The following is an 18,037-nucleotide window of genomic DNA, read 5'->3' as shown; positions in this document are numbered from 1 at the left end:
TGCGGTCACACCCTATCTATAGTTGTTTAAAACGCTTGGCATCTCTATGGCATCGACGAAGCGCAGACGCTCCGGGGCGTCCAAATCAGGAAGAATGCACCGCTGGATGGTGAGGCTCGGCCTCCTCGCGCTAGTGGGCGCACTGGCGCTCGTCGCCTACATGGTTTACCTGGACGTGCAGCTGCGGGAGCGACTAGACAGCCGTCAATACCAGTTGCCGGCCCGGGTGTTCGCGCGCCCGCTGATCCTTCGCGAAGGCATGGTGATGCGGCCCGACGAACTACAGGACGAGTTCACGGCGCTGAATTACCGCGAAAAGCAGACGTTGTCTGAGCCTGGCCAGTGGACCCGCGAGGGCATGGATTACCGGGTCTGGCGCCGGGACTTTGTGCACGCCGACGGTCGCGAGCCCGCCGAAGTGGTCAGCTTCCGCCTGCGCAACGACGAGCTCAGCAACCTGCGCGGCGAGAGCGGAGAAGCACTGCGCGAGTTCCGCCTGGATGCGGCCACGATCGGCACGCTGCTGGGCGGCGGCGACGACCGTAATCCGGTGCGCTTTGCGGATATTCCGCCGCTGCTGGCCAATACCCTGATCGCCGTGGAGGATCAGGATTTTCTCAATCACTTTGGCGTCTCCCCGCGGGGGATCGCCCGGGCCATGGTGGCCAACCTGCGCGCCGGAGCGGTAGTGCAGGGTGGCTCTACCATCACCCAGCAGCTGGTCAAGAATATCTTCTTCGACCACAAGCCGAGCCTGTGGCGCAAGTTCAATGAGGCGTTGATGGCAGTGCTCATGGAGCTTCACTACGACAAGCCCTACATCCTGCAGGAGTACATTAACGAGGTGTGGCTGGGCCAGCAGGGCAGCCGTGCCATTTACGGATTTGGGCTGGCTTCCGAGTTTTATTTCCAGAAACCCCTGGATACCCTGGAGCCGCATGAGATGGCGCTGCTGGTCGGCCTGGCGAAGGGGGCTTCCTATTACAATCCGTGGCGCAATCCCGAGCGGGCACTGGAACGCCGTAACACGGTGCTCGACGTGATGCAGCAGCAGGAGTTGATCAGTGCCGAGCAGCACCAGCGCTATCGGGCCATGCCACTGGGTGTCGCCAGCGCAGCCGGGGCGGCGCAGAACCCCTATCCGGCCTTTACCGAGCGGCTGTTGCAGGAGTTGCGGCCTTTCTATTCTTACGAAGAGCTGCGCACAGCGGGACTGCGTATCTACACCACCCTGGCACCCTCGGTGCAGAAGCTGGTGGAGGATGCGATCAGCAATGGCGCTGCGCGGCTGGAAAAGGACCGGGGAATCCAGTCTGACTCCCTGCAGGCGGCGACGGTGGTTGTCGACAACGAGACCGGCAATGTGCTGGCCATGGTGGGGGACCGCAGGCCCAGCTACCCCGGCTTCAACCGGGCTCTCGAGGCCCGCCGGCAGGTGGGCTCACTGATCAAGCCGGCGGTGTTCCTGACCGCACTGGAGAGGCCGCACCAGTACAACCTGGCCACGCTCATCGAGGATGCCCCGATTCGGGTCGAGGCGCCGGACGGGCAGGTGTGGATGCCCTCCAATTTTGGCAACCAGAGTCACGGCCAGACACCGCTGTATCTGGCCCTGGCGAAATCCTACAACCAGGCCACCGCGCGGCTGGGCCTCGACCTGGGGCTGGAAAATGTCCGCCAGACCATCCGGCGCCTCGGTGTGCAGGCGGATCTGCCGCGCGTGCCCTCGCTGTTCCTGGGTGCGGTGGAGCTGACGCCATTTGAGGTGGCGGGGATGTACCAGACGTTTGCCAACGGTGGCGAGAGTGTGGAGCTGCGAACACTGCTGGCGGTGTCGGACGCCAACGGGGATCAGGTGCAGCAGTTCCGCCGCAAAGCCGATCGCAATGTCGATGCGGTGCCCGCCTTCCTGCTGCGCTATGGCCTCGAGCAGGTGATGCGTGAGGGCACCGGCAAGAGCGCCATGCGGCGCCTGCCCGGCAGCGTGGCATTCGCCGGCAAGACCGGCACCACCAACGATTATCGCGACAGCTGGTTCGCCGGCTTTTCTCCGGACGTCACTGCCGTTGTGTGGCTGGGTCGTGACGACAATGATCGCACCAGCCTCACCGGTGCCACCGGCTCCCTGTCGATCTGGACCGAGATTATGCGCAAGTTGCCCCACCGCCACGGTCGCGTCGCCGCCCCGAGAGGCGTGGAGTACAAGACCGTGAATGATCGCGGCCAGTTTATGGACCCCCGTTACTGCGAGGGCGGTCGCAACATGCCGTTCTCCTTCGAGACGCAACTGGAGCCCGCGCCGGAGTGTGCCGGTCGCGATCGCTTCCGCTGGTTCAGGGACTTCTTTGGCGATGATCGCGACCAGGCCGATGAAGCAGTACCGGAGGAGGAAATGACCCCCGGGTGGGGCGTGGACCCCCGTGAGCAGCGCCGGCAGGAGCAGCAGGAGCGGCAGCTCCAGGAGCAATTACAGCGGGACGACGAAACGCAGCAGCCGCGCCAGTTCGATCAGGGACCGTTGCTCGAGGAAGAGCCACTCCAGATCGAAGAGGAGCCGCTGCAATTGCCGCGGGATGAAGAACAGCAATTGCGTCAGCAGGATGAATTGCGCCGCGGCGATGATTCCGGCGTGCCGGTGGAAGAGGCGCGCCCCTGGTCTGCCGAAGAGGAAGATCAGTGGCCCTGAGCCTATGTGGTACGGCGGCCGCCTGTTACAGCTCGTTTGCTTCCGCCCAGTCTTTTAACTGTTCCAGTATGGCCAGCGATGAGCGCCCGAACGGGGTGATCTCATAAGCCACGGCAATTGGCCGTGTGCTCAATACCTGGCGACTCACCAGACCCTGCTGCTCCATTTCCTTCAGGCGTTGATCCACCATTTTCTTGCTGGCGCCACCCAGCTGCCGCGCGAGCGCGTTAAAGCGCATCGGTCCGTCCTGCAGGTGCCAGAGGATGGAGCCTTTCCACTTGCCGCCGATAATCCGCATGCCCCGTTCGATCGGGCAGGGCGAGAGGCAGACCCCATCTTTTTCCTGCGCCGGCTTCGTTTCGGTCTGGACTACCGTCATAGGGGCTGCTCCGATCACACGTAGGTTACAAAAAGTATACTGGTTGACAATGGTAACCTAGAGTAACAGTATCCCGCCCGCTGATCCAATAACGCTGTAGCGGAGAGTGAAGTGAATCTTTTTATTATCAACACCCATCACTATTACCCCTTCTCCGAGGGCAAGCTCAATGCCGCCCTCGTGGATATCGCCCGTGAAGAGGCCGAGGCCGCGGGGCATCAGGTCCAGATTACGACCATGCAGGACAGCTATGACGTCGAGGGGGAGATGGCCAAACATGAGTGGGCCGATGTGATCCTGCTGCAGGTTCCGGTCAACTGGATGGGGGTGCCCTGGTCTTTCAAGAAGTATATGGACGAGGTTTACACCGCAGGCATGTCTGGCCGACTGTGTGAGGGTGATGGCCGGCATCGTGACCAGCCAGAGAAGCAGTACGGGAGCGGGGGCGTGCTGGGTGAGAAGCGCTACATGCTCTCACTCACCTTCAACGCGCCGAGAGAGGCATTCAATGATCCCGAGCAGTTCCTGTTCCAGGGGCGCAGTGTCGACGACCTGTTTTTCCCGACACACATGAACTTCCGCTTCTTCGGAATGAAGCCGCTGCAGACTTTCGTCTGTTACGACGTACTGAAAAACCCGGACACCGAGAACGACAAGGTGCGTTTCCGCAAACATCTACGCGAGCAACTCGCCCTCCAGGGTTGAATTGTCTGCGCGGCCATTGGCAACAGGGAGAATGGATATGGCGATGCAATCCAAGCTGGCAGCGGGGGAGCCTTTCCCCCAGATTACGGTGCCGCTGTCTGGTGGCGGCTCCGCGGAGTTGGGTCGACCGGCCTGTGAGGAGGCCGACTGGAGAATGGTTGTGGTGTACCGTGGCAAGCATTGTCCGCTCTGCACCAAGTACCTGAATCAGTTGGAAAAGTACTGGGATCGTCTCTGTCTGAACCGGGTGGATCTGATTGCGGTATCTGCAGATTCGGAAGAGCAGCTCAAGGGGCACCTGGAAAAACTCCAGGTGTCATTTCCGATCGCTTACGGGTTATCGGAAGCGCAGATGAAAGAGCTGGGGCTGTATATTTCCCTGCCGCGCTCGGCGGAGGAGACCGACCACAACTTTGCCGAGCCAGGACTGTTTGTGGTGAATCAGGAAGGCAAGTTGCACGTGGTAGATATCTCCAATAATCCCTTCGTGCGGCCCGACCTGGAGCAGTTGGTGTCGGGACTGGAGTGGATCAAGAATCCGGATAACAACTATCCCATCCGCGGCACTTTTCGCTGAGGTGGTGCCCCGCGTTAGTGGGCGGGGCTTTTCTATCTATCTTTTGGCTGGCGTCATTGTTGCAGCAGGCGCGCTGCCTCCTCGGCAAAATAAGTCAGAATTCCGTCCGCGCCCGCGCGCTTGAAGGCCAATAGCGACTCGAGGATCACGGGCTCGCGGGCCAGCCAGCCATTCTCAAACGCTGCACAATGCATCGCGTATTCCCCGCTCACCTGATAGGCAAAGGTGGGTACCTGCAGTTCGGTTTTCACTCTGGTGACCACGTCCAGGTAAGGCATGCCGGGTTTGACCATGATCATGTCGGCACCCTCGGCAAGATCCAGGGCGCACTCGTGCAGTGCCTCTGCACCGTTGGCGGGATCCATCTGATAGCTGGCCTTGCTGCCGCCTTTCAGGTTGCCGGCGGAGCCGACCGCGTCGCGAAACGGGCCGTAATAAGCGGAGGCATATTTGGCGGCGTAAGACATGATCATCGTGTTCACATATCCATTTTGTTCCAGCGCCGCGCGAATGGCGCCGATGCGACCGTCCATCATGTCCGAGGGAGCCACCACATCCGTACCCGCTTCTGCGTGGGAGAGCGCCTGTTGAACCAGTACCTCGACGGTATCGTCGTTGACGATATAGCCGCTCTGGTCCATGAGTCCGTCCTGGCCGTGGCTGGTGAATGGGTCCAGAGCCACGTCAGTGATAACACCCAGTTCCGGCGCGGCTTCTTTCAGGGTGCGCACTGCCCGCTGTGCCAGGCCATCCTTGTCGTAGGCGGCGCGGGCATCCTCCGACTTGTGGGCCGGGTCCACCACCGGGAAGAGGGCCACTGCGGGAATCCCCAATGTCACCAGCGCTTTCGCCTTCTCGGCCAGCAGGTCCACCGTCAGCCGCTCAACGCCGGGCATGGAGGCCACCTGCTGGGTTTCGCCGCGGCCCTCGATCACAAACAAGGGCAGGATGAGATCGTCGGTGGTCAGTTGGTGCTCGCGCACCATACGCCGGGAAAAGTCCTGCGCGCGCAGGCGGCGCATGCGGGTGTGGGGATAGGCGCCGCGGGGAAGGCTGGAACTCATGGCATGTCACTCGGGCTGGTCGTCTGGGTTTTGCCGCCCGCGAGAGAGGCGACTAAGCTGGCGGCAATGATAACAAAAGAGGGAGTTCGTCATGACCGTCGCTCTATGGTGCCTGGTGGCCGCCGCCATCATGCCTTATGTCTTCACCCTGACAGCGAAATTTGGCGGCGAGGGCCGCTACGATAACCGCGCGCCGCGGGCCTACCTGGATGCCCAGGAGGGACTGGCGCAGCGGGCCGATTGGGCCCAGCGCAACAGTTTTGAGGCTTTGCCGATCTTTGTAGCTGCCGTGCTGGCAGCCGCCATCGCCGGGGTGGCGGATCAGTGGTTGGCGGTACTGTCGCTTGGCTTTATCGCCTTTCGCGTGCTTTACGGTATCTGTTACCTGAAGGACTGGGCCGGCGCCCGCTCGCTGGTCTGGAGCGGGGCCTACCTGTGCTGCCTGGCGCTGCTGGTCATGGCAGCACTGGCTGCGCCTTCAGTCTGAGGGCTCTATCGAGGGCTCAGTCCAGCCGGGCAAACACCTTCTTCGCGGCCGCGATGGTCGCGTCGATGTCCTCGTCGCTGTGGGCGGCGGACATGAAGCCGGCTTCGTAGGAGGCCGGGGCCAGGTACACACCCTCGTCCAGCATGCCGTGGAAAAAGCGGTTGAAGCGCTCAGTATTGCAGTTCATGACCTGCTGGTAGTTGGTGACCTTGGGCTCATCGGTGAAGAAGAAGCCGAACATGCTGCCGGCATGATTGGCGGTGAGGGGCACGCCCGCTTCTTTTGCTGCCGCCAGCATTCCCTTCACCAGCCGCTCGGTCTTCTCGGTCAGCCGCTCGTAAAAGCCCGGCTCCTGCACCAGTCGCAGGGTCTCCAGACCGGCCACCATGCCCACCGGGTTTCCGGAAAGGGTGCCTGCCTGGTAGATCGGACCAGTAGGCGCAATCTGCTCCATATATTTGCGCTTGCCGCCAAAGGCGCCTACCGGCATGCCACCGCCGATGACCTTGCCAAGCGTGGTGATATCCGCATCGACACCAAAGTGGCCCTGTGCGCCGGTCAGGCTCACGCGGAAGCCGGACATCACTTCGTCGAGAATCAGCAATGCGCCGTGGGCGTCACAGACCTCTCTCAATGCTTCCAGGAAACCGGGCACCGGCGGGATGCAATTCATATTGCCCGCGACAGGCTCAACGATAATGCAGGCAATTTCATCGCCCATCCTGGCGAAGCAGTCCCGCACTGATTCGGCGTCGTTGTAGGCGAGCGTAATGGTGTGATCCGCCAGAGATGCCGGCACGCCCGGGGAGGAGGGCACGCCCATGGTCAGGGCACCGGAGCCGGCCTTGACCAGCAGGGAATCCGAGTGACCGTGGTAGCAGCCCTCAAACTTGACGATCTTGTCACGCCCGGTGGCGCCACGGGCCAGGCGGATGGCGCTCATGGTGGCTTCGGTGCCGGAGTTGACGAAGCGCACCAGGTCCATATTCGGCCACACCCGGCAGAGCTCCTCTGCCAGTTCGGTTTCCAGCTCGGTGGGAGCGCCGAAGCTGAGGCCTGACTGGGCCTGTTCCACGACCGCCTCAATCACATCCGGGTGGGCATGACCGAGCACCATCGGCCCCCAGGACTGCACATAGTCGATATAGCGTTTGCCATCGGCGTCATAGAGGTAGGCGCCCTCTGCACGGTCGATAAACAGTGGCGTGCCACCGACGGCGCGGAAGGCGCGAACCGGCGAATTGACGCCGCCGGGAATGTATTGCTGGGCGTCGGAGAAGAGTTGCTCGGATTTGCTCATAAGGGTTCGGCAATAGCTTGGGAATTTGGCGGGCTATTATCCAGCTCGTCTGGGCTCGGGACAATGGCGCCGGGACGGGGTGGTGCTTCAGCTGCGTGCCCAGAACAGGCGGTTGGGGATCGGCCTGCCCATACCCAGCCGGCGGCTGTCGGCGATGGCGCTCCAGGTGAACTGCTGGCTGCGGGCTACCGCTTCGATCACTGTGAGACCGTGGGCGATATGGCAGGCAATGGCCGTGGCAAGGGTGCCGCAGACGCCGTAAGCAGCGGGTTGCAGGCGCTGCCAGTGGAACTGGCGAATCAGCCCTCGCTCGTCATAAAGGCGGTTCTCCAGTTGCTGCTCGCAGGGTACGCCGGTGAGCAACAGATAACGACAGCCGCTCTCCAGAAGCTCCTGTGCCTGGGCATCCAGTACGTCGGCCTCTACCGCCATGGCCCTGGCCTCGCGACGATTGGGGCAAGCCATGGTTGCGTAGGGGAGCAACAGGGAACTCATCGCCTCCCACAGCGGCGGGGCGAGCATACTTTGCTTGTCGGCCAGGGTGGCGTCCGGGTCGATGATGACCGGAATCTCCGGGTAGTCCCGCAGCACGCTGTGCAGGGCGCGCACATTTTCCACCGAGCCCAGGTAGCCCACCTTGATGGCAGCCACGGGCATATCTTCGAGCACCGCCCGCGCCTGCTCCACCAGCAGGGAATCATCCACGGGGGCCACACCCATCAATTCGCCGGTATCACCCACGCTGATGGCCGATACCACGGAGGTGCAGTGGCAGCCAAGGCTGACGGCGGTCTCGGTATCCGCGGTGATCCCGGCGCTGCCGCTGGGATCGTGGTGGGTGACAGTGAGGACAATCGGTTGGCGTGTATCCATGGGGCGATTCGCACTGGTCGCGGGCTGCGGTTCAGGGGCCACTACATTCTAGTTGCGCCGCACGACCGTCCCGAGACTTCTCGCGCCTCTTTATAAGAGTTGTGACGACGCTGCAGTGCAGTGGTTTTGCACCGGGATGCGAAACCAGCCCCTCGACTGAATCAGAAGGGCTTCACCACCGCCAGAATCATGATGGCCACCAGGGCTATTACCGGCAGCTCGTTAAAAATGCGGAAAAAACGCGAACTGCGGGTGACGGTACCGGCGGCGAACTTGCGCACATAAGCGCCACAGATGTGATGGTAGCCAATCAGCAGCACCACGAACGTCAGCTTGGCATGCATCCAGCCAGAGCTCATGTAATAAGACGGGTTGAATGAGAGTAGCCAGATGCCGAGTGCGATCACCGCAATCATCGACGGCAGGGCGATGCCCCGGTAGAGACGGCGCTCCATGGTGCAGAAGCGCTCGCGGCTGATTTCGTCGCTGGCCTCCACGTGATAGACAAACAGACGCGGCAGATAAAACAGTGCGGCAAACCAGGTAACGACTGCCATCAGGTGAAATGCTTGGACCCAGAGCATTGGGCTCCCTCCCGTTTAAAAATGATTGATTCGATAAGTTCTTATTGGCGATAAAAATTGTCGATATGCAGCGGCAGGATAATACCCGCCACATTGTTGTCCAGCGCTGGTGTCAGGCTGCGGTGCACGTAGAGGCCGCCGGCGCCGCTCTTCTCCAGCTTCAGTTGTGCTTCCAGCAGGGTCGCACGCCAGTTGAGCGGTGCCAACTGCTGGCGCTCACCGGGCAGTTTCAGCAGGTCTATCGGTTCGTCCGCACCTTCATCTTTGTCCTCCCGGTCCTGTTTGCGGGCCTCTTCCAGACGCTGCAGGAAGCTGGCGAGATCCGCCGCGCGCAGCAGTTGCGGGGCCGGTTCTTCGGGCAGGTCGATGACTATCCACTGTGGACCGGGTGCAATCAGCCGGTTCGCCTCCTGCTCGCTGACCTTCTGCGGCGCAATACTGAAACGCCGCTCCATCACGCTGGCCACACCGATCCGGCTCAGCATCTGCTGTCGCCAGCTGGGGGTGCCGCTCTTGTCGAGGGAGCGCAACGTCTCCTGGAAAATGCCCTCCGTCTGGAAAAAGTGCCGGCTGACCAGACAGGCCACCACAATCATCAGCATGCCTGGGAACAGCACATTGGGGTTGTAAGTGAGCTCGAGGATGGCAAGCAGCGCCGCCAGGGGCGCGTTCAGCAGCGCCGCCATCATCGCCGCCATGCCCACCATGGCGTAAAAGCCGGGGCTGGCGACATCCTCCCCGAGCCATAAATTGGTCAGCGCGCCGGCGATCCCCCCCAGGCAGGCGCCAAGAAACAGGCTCGGACCGATCACGCCGCCAGGAATGCCGAGGCTGCTGGCCAGCAGGGTAGTGGCGAACTTCGCCACCACTATGATGACGAGCACCGTGAGCGCCAGCTCTCCAAGGATCGCCTTTTCCAGTGTGTCGTAGCCGGCCCCCAGTACTTCCGGGACCCAGATTGCGATGATGCCAGTGGCGACTCCGGCAATGAGAAATCGCACTGCCGGGGCACTGCGCTGGAGGGGCGCCAGCCGTCGCTGAATATGGATAAACACACCGGCGAGGCAGCCAATCACAATGGCGAAAAAGAAAAGCACCGGCATTTCCGCCAGGGAATTCAGCTGGATTGCTGGAACCGTGAAGACGGGCTCGCTACCGAAAACCAGCTGGGAGACAGTGCTGCCGATCACCGCGGCAAGGATGACCGGCAGAAAGCCCACCACCGAGTACTCAAGCATCACTACCTCCATGGCAAACACTACTCCCGCCAGGGGGGTGTTAAAGGAGGCAGCAATGGCCGCGGCAACCCCACAGCCCAGCAGACTGCGGACCGAATTATTGGGCAGTTTCAGTTGTCGGGCGAGCAGACTGCCGCTGGCGGCGCCCAGGTGCACCGCCGGGCCCTCCCGCCCTACCGACTGACCGCTGAGCAGTGCCACTGAGCCGGCCAGGAACTGCAAGACCGCGTTGGAGGCCGGCATCTGTGCTTGGTGGTTGTGCAGCCGATCCAGTACATGCACCACCCCGGTGTGCCGACGGCTGGGTTTCAGCAGGTGGTACATCGCCGCCAGTACCAGGGCGCCCAGGACTGGGAGGCCGAAACGCCAGATGGGCGGCAGTGCCTCGAATTGGTCGGGCATTGGCAGATACATCCGCGACGGGGATTCGCTCAGCAGGCGGAAGCCGACAGTGACCAATCCCGCCGCAATGCCGGTGAGCAGGGCCATGCCCAGCAGTGGCGCCAGGGCATCCTGGGCGGAGAGCTGCAGCCGCAGTTTTTCCAGTCCACGCTCGCTGCGCAGCCAGCGGGAGCCGGGTTTCTTGTGGCGGGAATCTGGGTCTGGCTTCAACGCTCGTCCTGTTTATCGTCTGGCTTGTGGTAGAGTGCTGCGCATATTTTATCCGGATGGTGGCCAGAGGGCCCGTCCGGCGGGATTCATTTTGAGCACAGGAGTGACTGGAAAGGTGATCAAGGTAGCAATTGTCGGGGGGACCGGCTACACGGGGGTGGAACTGTTGCGGCTGCTGACCGGGCATCCGCAGGTGCAAATTGCAGCGATCACCTCCCGGACTCTGGCCGGAACGCCGGTTGCGGAGCTGTTTCCCAACCTTCGCGGGCACAGTGACCTGACTTTCAGCGAGCCTGACATAGAGGTGCTCGCTGGCGCCGACCTGGTGTTCTTTGCCACTCCCCATGGTGTTGCGCAGGCGCAGGTACCGGAACTTGTCCGGCGGGGCGTGCGCGTGATCGACCTGTCTGCCGATTTCCGCATCAAGGATATCCCCGCCTGGGAGCGCTGGTACGGGCAGTTGCACGCCGCGCCCGCGGTGGCTGCCGAGGCTGTCTATGGCCTGCCCGAGGTGCATCGGCAGGAAATCGCTGGCGCACAACTGGTGGCCTGTCCGGGTTGCTATCCCACCGCCATTCAGCTGGGCTGGATTCCACTGTTGGAATCCGGTGCGATTGAGCCCTCCGGGTTGATTGCCAATGCTGCCAGTGGTGCCAGTGGCGCAGGCCGGCAGGGCAAGACCGAGCTGCTGTTCGCTGAAAACAGCGATAACTTTCGCGCTTATGCCGCCGGTGGTCACCGGCACCTGCCTGAGATCGAGCAGGGGTTGCGCAACGTCCAGCCAGAGGGCAGTGAGCCCGCCAGCCTGACCTTTGTGCCGCACCTGCTGCCAATGGTGCGCGGTATTCATGCCACGCTGTATGCCCGTCTGAAACCGGGCCAGACCCTCGAGTCTGCACAGGCACTGTTCGAGGAGCGCTACCGGGACGAGCCGTTCGTCGATGTGATGCCACCGGAGAGTCACCCGCAGACGCGCAGTGTGCGCGGAACCAATCTGTGCCGTGTTTCGCTGCACCGGCCGCAGGATGGGGATACATTGGTGGTCCTGTCGGTGATCGACAACCTGGCCAAAGGGGCATCGGCCCAGGCGCTGCAGAATATGAACATCATGTTCGGCTGGGAGGAAACCCTGGGGCTGGAGAGCCCGGCGCTGCTGCCTTAGAATCGGCAGCTTAATCCACACTAATCATCAGTTTACTAACAGCACAGCGGAATTCATGGCGCGCAAAGTCAAAGGCAGCAAGCAGTACCGTATGAAGGTGGTCCCCCACCGGCCGTTTTCCGGGCCCCTGTCGGTCCTGGGGGTTGCGCTGCTGGTGCTCGCCACCTCCGCGGCGGGCTATTACGCGGGGCAACACCACCTGCGTGGCAATCTGGACCGCAAGAGCCTGGCCCATGAGCGCGCTCTACAAGAGCTGGAAAAGCTGCAGAAGGAAAACGAGGCCCTGCGCCTGCGCGCCACGACCGCCGAGCAGTCCCTCACCATCGGCGAAAAAGCCAGTGAAAATGTCCGCAGCGAGCTGGTGGAAAAAGAGAACCGCATTGCGGAGCTCAAGCAGGAGATTTCCTTTTACCGGGGCCTGATGGCTCCAGCCGATGGCAGCGAGGGCGTGTCCATCGGTCGATTCAGTATCTCGCAGGCCGCCGAATCCCGCAGCTACCAGTACAAGTTGCTGGTGCAGCAGTCGGCGACGCGACACAACCTGGTGACCGGTCAGGCGACCTTCACCGTGGTGGGCAGTCAGGATGGACAGCCAAAACGCTACCCCCTGAGTGCACTCTCGCCCCAGGTGGACAGCGAAAAGATACCTCTGCGCTTCAAGTACTTTCAAAATATTGAAGGCGAGCTACAGTTGCCCGAGGGTTTCGAGCCCGAGGGTGTGGAGCTGTCGCTGAAATCCAGCGGCCGCGGGGGTTTCAATATCGATCAGCGCTATGGCTGGCTGGTTCAGAAGAGTTAGTCACCTGGCGCTGAACAATGAGGTTTTGACTGAATTATGTTGAGAAAAAAAGAGAAGGCTACAGTTATGGCGAGCTCCGGAAGCAACCACACAACACTGATCGCCCGCCAGACCGAGGTTACCGGTGATCTGCATTTTCGCGGCAACCTGGTGATTGAGGGCAAGGTGACCGGTAATGTCAGCGCACACAGCGACAGCGATGCGCGTCTGCAGATCGTCGACGGCGGCGAGGTTGAGGGCGAGATTCGTGTCCCGCACGTGGTCATCAACGGCACCGTCAAAGGTGACGTCTTCGCTGCCCGTCACCTGGAACTCTCCTCCAAGGCAATGGTTGAGGGCAATGTCCACTACAAGCTGATCGAAATGGTCAAAGGTGCCCAGGTCAACGGTTCCCTGGTCTCCAATATCGATCTCGATTCCACGGGTGAGACTCGCCTGCTGGAGCATGCAGAAGAAGCTGTCGCCGAAGTCGAGTGACCCCTCCTGCCGGGGCCGCTCCCGCCGGCCCCGAATACTTGACTGCTCCGGTCGGTTTTAGCAAGATGACGGCCTTGAGGCCGCCCTCGATATACTACCGGAGAGGGCGCCTTTCGCCCCAAATACCGAGATAAATCTATGTCTGAAGCTGTATCCTTTTCCCCCGAACCAGTCATGGTGACCGAGCGTGCCGTGGCCAAGGTCAAGAGCCTGCTGGAGGATGAGGGCAATCCGGAGCTGAAGCTGCGCGTCTTCGTGACCGGCGGTGGCTGTTCCGGTTTTCAGTATGGCTTTACTTTTGACGAGCTGGTGGCGGAGGACGACGCCATCGTGGAGAAAGACGGTATCCAGGTGCTCGTTGATGCCATGAGCTATCCGTATCTGGTGGGTGCGAGTGTGGACTACGAAGAGGGGCTGAGTGGGTCCCGTTTTGTGGTGCAAAACCCCAACGCCTCTTCCACTTGCGGTTGTGGTTCCTCCTTCTCGATCTGAGCCGGAGGCCAGGCCTGCCTCCGCCCGGCAGACTCCCCGGGTTGCAGGCGCGGCCTGCTTTCCCTGAGGCATTTCACTTCTCAAGCCGGGTAGATACCACCGAGGACCGTGTTGCGACTTGCACCGGTTACCCCGGGGCAGTTGCCGGGCAATCCATGCAGCGTCTGGTGCGCGAGCCAGGCAAAACCCACCGCTTCCAGCCAATCCGCGTCGATACCGTATTTGCCGGTATCGGCAATTGACCAGGTGGGCAGGCGTCGCTGTAGACGCTGCATCAAGTCCAGGTTTCTCGCCCCGCCGCCGCAAATCAGCAGCTCCCCGCCATTGGTGAAAGCATTGACCGCATCGGCGATGCTGGCTGCCGTGACCTCGGACAGGGTGGCCTGAACGTCCGCTGGCGACAGGTGCAGCCCGGCAATAGCCCGCTCCAGCCAGCTGGGGTTGAAGGTTTCCCGGCCAGTGCTTTTGGGGGCTTTGGCGGCAAAGTAGGGGTCGGCCATCAGTCGCTCGAGCAGTGCTGGATGTACCCGCCCACTGGCCGCCCAGGCGCCGTCGCGATCAAACGGCTGGTCCTGATGTAGCTCAACCCAGTAATCCAGGAGTGCGTTGCCGGGCCCGGTATCGTAGCCGCGCACGCTGCCATCCGCGCTGAGTTCGGTGATATTGGCCATGCCGCCGATATTTACCACGGCCCGGTCACTGCTGGTGGCAAAGGCCGCTTGGTGGAACGCTGGCATCAGTGGTGCCCCCTGGCCGCCCAGCACCATATCCCTGCGACGGAAGTCCGCTACCGTGGTGATACCCGTAAGTGTGGCGATGGTATTGGGGTCGCCCAGTTGCATGGAGAAGGGCACCGCGACGCTGCCGGGAGGGCGATGTCGTACAGTCTGGCCGTGGCTGCCAATGGCCTTGATCTCGCCGGGCCCGATCGAGGCCTTGTCGAGCAGGGTGGTGACGGCATCTGCAAAAGCCTCACCCAGTTGCCGGTCCAGCTGCCCGGCCCGGTCCAGCTCCGACGGGCCCGGGGCACAGAGGGCGAGAATGGCTTCGCGCATGGTAGCGGCGATGGGGTGGCCAATGGCTGCGAGGATTCGTGTCCGGAGCGGGGAAGCGCCTTCAAATTCCACCAGAACGGCGTCGATGGAATCGACACTGGTGCCGGACATCAGGCCGATGTAGAGCTCAGACATTCGCGCTTCCTAAACCTGTGAGCTATCAGTGCTCGTTTTTTCTTGTTTGGGGGCGGGACGGCGCGGCGAATGTACCGGCCGGGAAAGGCCATGCGCCGGCAGGAATGCCGGCGCACGCAGGGACGTTTAGTTGACTCCCTGGCTGTCCTCGGGCTCGCCACGCTGAGCCAGGGCCGGCTGCTCGTAACTCTCGAGCTTGGCCAGGAGCGGTTGTGTCTGGGCCTGGAAGCGCTCCATCTCAGCCGCTGGAATGGACTTGGCCTTGGGCAGCTTGCGCACAATCGTGGCCGGGTTGCGATGACTGCCGTCCACGAGGAACTCGTAGTGCAGATGCGGACCAGTGGCATAGCCGGTGGCGCCGACGGTACCAATGACCTGGCGCTGCTTCACGCGCTGGCCCTGTTTGACCTTGCGCTTGTGCAGATGCAGGTAGCGGGTGACATAGCGTTCACCGTGCTTGATAAAGACGTAATTACCATTTGCCTTGCTGTAACCGGCCTTGATCACCCGGCCGCTGCCTGCCGCGTAGACAGGTGTGCCGCGCGGTGCCGCATAGTCGGTGCCATTGTGCGGGCGGCGGGTTTTGAAAATGGGGTGTAAACGGCGCGGGTTGAAGTGCGAGCTGATGCGGCCGATGTCCACGGGGGTACGGATGAATGCCTTGCGCATGCTCCGGCCGTCGGGCGTGTAGTAGCTCGCATCACCATTGGCGTCCACGTAGCGCACGGCGCTGAAGCTCTTGCCCTGATTGACGAAGGTGACAGCCTGGATAGGACCATTGCCAATCTTTTCGCCATCGAGGAACTCCTCCTCAAACATAACGCTGAAGCGATCGCCTTTGCGAATGTCTAGGGCGAAGTCGATGTCGGAACTAAACACCTGCGCCATTTCCATAATCAGGTCATGGCTGAGGCCGGCCTCGCTGCCAGCCATAAAGAGAGAACTGTCAATTTCCGCCTCGCGATAAGCGGTATAGCTATCGGCCTCTCGCTGGTGCAGTGCATGCTTGAAGGTGCCGCTGGCTTCACGGGTAAATGCCACCAGGTTCAGGCGGTCCCGGTGCAGTTCCAGGCTTTGCAGGGAGCCGTCGGCATTGACGTGGAAGGTGAGTTTCTCTCCGGGCGTCAGGCGGGCCAGTCCGCGCGCTTCGTCACCACTGTGGAGAAGCTTGTACATCTCAGCAGCATCGACTCCGGCGCGCTTGAAGAGATCGGACAGGGTATCGCCGTTGCGAACCTCCAGGTCCTTTTGCTCAATTGTTGCGGTCTCTTGAGCGATGACGGCCGGACCCGCCTCCGGAGCCACCAGTGCAGAATCGGCAGCGATGACCACCGGATCCTCAGGTGTGGAGAGGTTTACCGGCAGAGGCAGTCGTTTGGCCTCCACCTGTGGGGTCGGCACGAGCATGGCGAGCACCAGAGCAAAACTGGCGGCGCCTGCCGCGAGTGCATGGGTGCGGGGAAAATGCTGGCGCAGCGCGCCGAACAGGCGCTTGGGCGTCGGTGTAGATAGATTATCCATGGTCTTAACAGGTGGCGCTGGTATTACTTTTTATCGGTGTACGGCATTTGCTGTGACTAAAAAACGAACACCGAGTGGGCTTTATAGCAAAATTTCTGCCGGCATTCACGGGGTAATTGACCTGCCTTTCCATGGTTTGGTTCCTCTGCACTGTCTCCTGACCGGGTTTGGCTGCGGATGTGGGCTGCTTGTATTTACCGGCGTATTCGGTAATGTTGCAGCCCTCTTTGCCGCCAGCCGGCGGCACCTATAGCCATATACTGCACTGAGGGGAAACAATGGCCGGGGTCGACACGACACTGCTGAAAGATTTGGACCGCCGAGGACTGATCAATCAGGCCACGGGAGATGGGGAATTGACCGAGCATCTGGCGCATTCCCGCACCCTTTATTGCGGCTTCGATCCGACCGCCGATTCCCTTCACATAGGCAGTCTAGTACCCCTGCTGACCTTGAAGAGGTTTCAGGCGGCAGGGCATCGTCCGATTGCTCTGGTTGGCGGCGCAACCGGCCTTATTGGCGACCCTTCCTTCAAGGCTCAGGAGCGTAGCCTCAACACGCCGGACGTCGTGGCTGGCTGGGTGGATAAGATTCGCGCCCAGGTTTCCCAGTTCATCGATTTCGATTGTGGCGAAAATAGTGCCGCAGTTGCCAATAATCTGGATTGGACCCGAGACCTCAATGTGCTCGATTTCCTGCGAGACGTAGGAAAACATTTCTCCGTCAACAATATGGTGAATAAGGAGTCCGTCAAACAGCGTATCCAGCGCGAGGGTGAGGGGATCTCCTTTACCGAGTTCAGCTACATGCTGCTGCAGTCCATGGACTTCTCCGAGCTGTATCAGCGGGAGAACTGTACCCTGCAGATCGGAGGCTCGGACCAGTGGGGCAACATTACCGGCGGCGTGGACCTGACCCGGCGCCAGCACCGGGGTAAGGTATTTGGCCTGACACTGCCTCTGGTCACAAAGGCGGATGGCACCAAGTTCGGTAAGACCGAAAGTGGCACCATCTGGCTGGACCCGAAGCGCACGTCTCCCTACGCCTTCTACCAGTTCTGGCTCAATACCGCCGACGCGGATGCCTACAAGTTCCTGCGCTATTTCACCTTCCTGAGCGTTGACGAGATTGACGCTATTGAGCGCGCCGATGCCGAGCGAGCGGGCAAGCCGGAAGCGCAGGGTATTCTGGCCCGCGAAGTAACCCGGGAAGTGCACGGTGAAGAAGGTCTGGCAGCAGCGGAGCGCATCTCCCGCGCGCTCTTCTCCGGGGATATCGCTGAGTTATCTGCTGGCGACCTGGAGCAGCTGCGTCAGGATGGCCTGCCCAGTTCAGAGTTGCCTGCCGACTTTGGTGACCAGAGCCTGATCAATGTCTTGGTGGATGCCGGTATGGCGCCCTCGGGTAAGCCGGTGAAGGATGCACTTGGCCGCAAGGCGGTATTGGTTAATGGTGAGGCGATCGGCGCCGAGAGCAATAGTGAGCCCAAGGGTGTCTTTGCCCCAGGCCGGGCCCTGCACGAGCGCTACTTTATTGTTCGCCTGGGTAAGAAGAAGTACCACCTGTTTGTGCTGCCAATTTGATTGCCTTTTTGGTGAATTTTCGGCTGCAAAAATCTTTTTTACAGTTTTGTCATAAAAGCCTTGCAAGGTCCCCCATCGGGCCCGTATAGTTCGCGCCCTCGCTGCTTGAACGGCAGGGAGGAGGCGGCTCCAAGTGATTGATTTTCTTAAGAAAATTTCTTCGCGAAAGAGCTTGTCAAGGTCGAAGAGGTCGCTATAATGCGCGCCACTTCGAAGGGGCTTCCGCTAGTCCCGCAGGGTTGGATCAGACGCTTTCGGGCATCGCATCCAGCACTGTAAAAAGCCTGCAAAAAAGGCTTGTCGCGGAG

General features: G+C 61.2%; 17 protein-coding genes. 9 read left to right on the top strand and 8 right to left on the bottom strand.

Annotated elements, in window-relative coordinates:
• Positions 1–94 precede the first annotated feature (94 nt).
• Positions 95–2,686, top strand: a complete 2,592-nt coding sequence (mrcB, locus tag AWR36_RS09260; protein WP_231745295.1) for a penicillin-binding protein 1B — start codon at positions 95–97, stop codon at positions 2,684–2,686.
• Positions 2,687–2,711: 25 nt separating this feature from the next.
• Here the strand turns inward: mrcB and AWR36_RS09255 are convergent, their stop codons facing one another.
• The gene (locus tag AWR36_RS09255; protein ID WP_067084105.1) at positions 2,712–3,065 is read right to left on the bottom strand and encodes a winged helix-turn-helix transcriptional regulator; all 354 of its coding nucleotides are present in this window, start codon (positions 3,063–3,065) and stop codon (positions 2,712–2,714) included.
• Positions 3,066–3,176: 111 nt separating this feature from the next.
• Here AWR36_RS09255 and AWR36_RS09250 point away from each other — a divergent pair, with 111 nt between their 5' ends.
• On the top strand, positions 3,177–3,770 hold the full coding sequence (locus AWR36_RS09250; RefSeq protein ID WP_067084103.1) for an NAD(P)H-dependent oxidoreductase: 594 nt from the start codon (positions 3,177–3,179) through the stop codon (positions 3,768–3,770).
• A gap of 37 nt (positions 3,771–3,807) precedes the next feature.
• On the top strand, positions 3,808–4,347 hold the full coding sequence (locus AWR36_RS09245) for a redoxin domain-containing protein (protein ID WP_067084942.1): 540 nt from the start codon (positions 3,808–3,810) through the stop codon (positions 4,345–4,347).
• Between the two features lie 53 nt (positions 4,348–4,400).
• Here the strand turns inward: AWR36_RS09245 and hemB are convergent, their stop codons facing one another.
• Positions 4,401–5,411 (bottom strand): porphobilinogen synthase, encoded by a 1,011-nt coding sequence (gene hemB / locus AWR36_RS09240; RefSeq protein WP_067084101.1) that lies wholly within the window; start codon positions 5,409–5,411, stop codon positions 4,401–4,403.
• A gap of 91 nt (positions 5,412–5,502) precedes the next feature.
• On the opposite strand from hemB, the gene AWR36_RS09235 reads away from it, so the two are divergent.
• Positions 5,503–5,898 carry an MAPEG family protein gene (locus AWR36_RS09235; protein ID WP_067084100.1) on the top strand — a complete coding sequence of 132 codons (396 nt, stop codon included), beginning with the start codon at positions 5,503–5,505 and terminating at the stop codon, positions 5,896–5,898.
• Positions 5,899–5,914: 16 nt separating this feature from the next.
• Here the strand turns inward: AWR36_RS09235 and hemL are convergent, their stop codons facing one another.
• From hemL to AWR36_RS09215, 4 genes are all read right to left on the bottom strand, one after another.
• Positions 5,915–7,198: a glutamate-1-semialdehyde 2,1-aminomutase gene (hemL, locus tag AWR36_RS09230; protein ID WP_067084097.1), complete on the bottom strand. Its 1,284-nt coding sequence runs from the start codon at positions 7,196–7,198 to the stop codon at positions 5,915–5,917.
• Positions 7,199–7,285: 87 nt separating this feature from the next.
• Positions 7,286–8,071, bottom strand: a complete 786-nt coding sequence (gene thiD, locus AWR36_RS09225) for a bifunctional hydroxymethylpyrimidine kinase/phosphomethylpyrimidine kinase (protein WP_067084940.1) — start codon at positions 8,069–8,071, stop codon at positions 7,286–7,288.
• A gap of 161 nt (positions 8,072–8,232) precedes the next feature.
• Positions 8,233–8,655: a protoporphyrinogen oxidase HemJ gene (hemJ, locus tag AWR36_RS09220; RefSeq protein ID WP_067084095.1), complete on the bottom strand. Its 423-nt coding sequence runs from the start codon at positions 8,653–8,655 to the stop codon at positions 8,233–8,235.
• A gap of 41 nt (positions 8,656–8,696) precedes the next feature.
• Positions 8,697–10,505 (bottom strand): chloride channel protein, encoded by a 1,809-nt coding sequence (locus tag AWR36_RS09215; RefSeq protein ID WP_067084092.1) that lies wholly within the window; start codon positions 10,503–10,505, stop codon positions 8,697–8,699.
• A 115-nt stretch (positions 10,506–10,620) separates the two neighbouring features.
• On the opposite strand from AWR36_RS09215, the gene argC reads away from it, so the two are divergent.
• The 4 genes from argC to erpA all read left to right on the top strand — a co-directional run bounded on the left by argC (position 10,621) and on the right by erpA (position 13,435).
• Positions 10,621–11,667, top strand: coding sequence for an N-acetyl-gamma-glutamyl-phosphate reductase (gene argC, locus AWR36_RS09210; RefSeq protein WP_067084090.1), 1,047 nt, complete (start codon positions 10,621–10,623; stop codon positions 11,665–11,667).
• 55 nt (positions 11,668–11,722) lie between these two features.
• Positions 11,723–12,466 carry a DUF6776 family protein gene (locus AWR36_RS09205; protein WP_067084088.1) on the top strand — a complete coding sequence of 248 codons (744 nt, stop codon included), beginning with the start codon at positions 11,723–11,725 and terminating at the stop codon, positions 12,464–12,466.
• Between the two features lie 66 nt (positions 12,467–12,532).
• Complete coding sequence (locus tag AWR36_RS09200) at positions 12,533–12,943, top strand: bactofilin family protein (RefSeq protein WP_067084083.1); 411 nt, start codon at positions 12,533–12,535, stop codon at positions 12,941–12,943.
• Positions 12,944–13,081: 138 nt separating this feature from the next.
• Positions 13,082–13,435, top strand: coding sequence for an iron-sulfur cluster insertion protein ErpA (gene erpA / locus AWR36_RS09195; protein ID WP_067084081.1), 354 nt, complete (start codon positions 13,082–13,084; stop codon positions 13,433–13,435).
• Positions 13,436–13,515: 80 nt separating this feature from the next.
• On the opposite strand, the gene AWR36_RS09190 is transcribed toward erpA, so the two are convergent.
• Together AWR36_RS09190 and AWR36_RS09185 are read right to left on the bottom strand one after the other, a co-directional pair.
• Entirely contained in the window at positions 13,516–14,625 is a 1,110-nt protein-coding gene (locus AWR36_RS09190; RefSeq protein WP_067084080.1) for an anhydro-N-acetylmuramic acid kinase, read from the bottom strand.
• Between the two features lie 126 nt (positions 14,626–14,751).
• Positions 14,752–16,146, bottom strand: a complete 1,395-nt coding sequence (locus tag AWR36_RS09185) for a peptidoglycan DD-metalloendopeptidase family protein (protein WP_067084078.1) — start codon at positions 16,144–16,146, stop codon at positions 14,752–14,754.
• Between the two features lie 278 nt (positions 16,147–16,424).
• Between AWR36_RS09185 and tyrS the strand changes: the two genes are divergently transcribed.
• The gene (gene tyrS / locus AWR36_RS09180; RefSeq protein WP_067084075.1) at positions 16,425–17,729 is read left to right on the top strand and encodes a tyrosine--tRNA ligase; all 1,305 of its coding nucleotides are present in this window, start codon (positions 16,425–16,427) and stop codon (positions 17,727–17,729) included.
• Positions 17,730–18,037: the final 308 nt, after the last annotated feature.

It is taken from the genome of Microbulbifer flavimaris, from assembly GCF_001641755.2.
Taxonomy (GTDB): Bacteria; Pseudomonadota; Gammaproteobacteria; order Pseudomonadales; family Cellvibrionaceae; genus Microbulbifer; species Microbulbifer flavimaris.
This window is presented reverse-complemented; position numbering and strand designations above follow the sequence as displayed.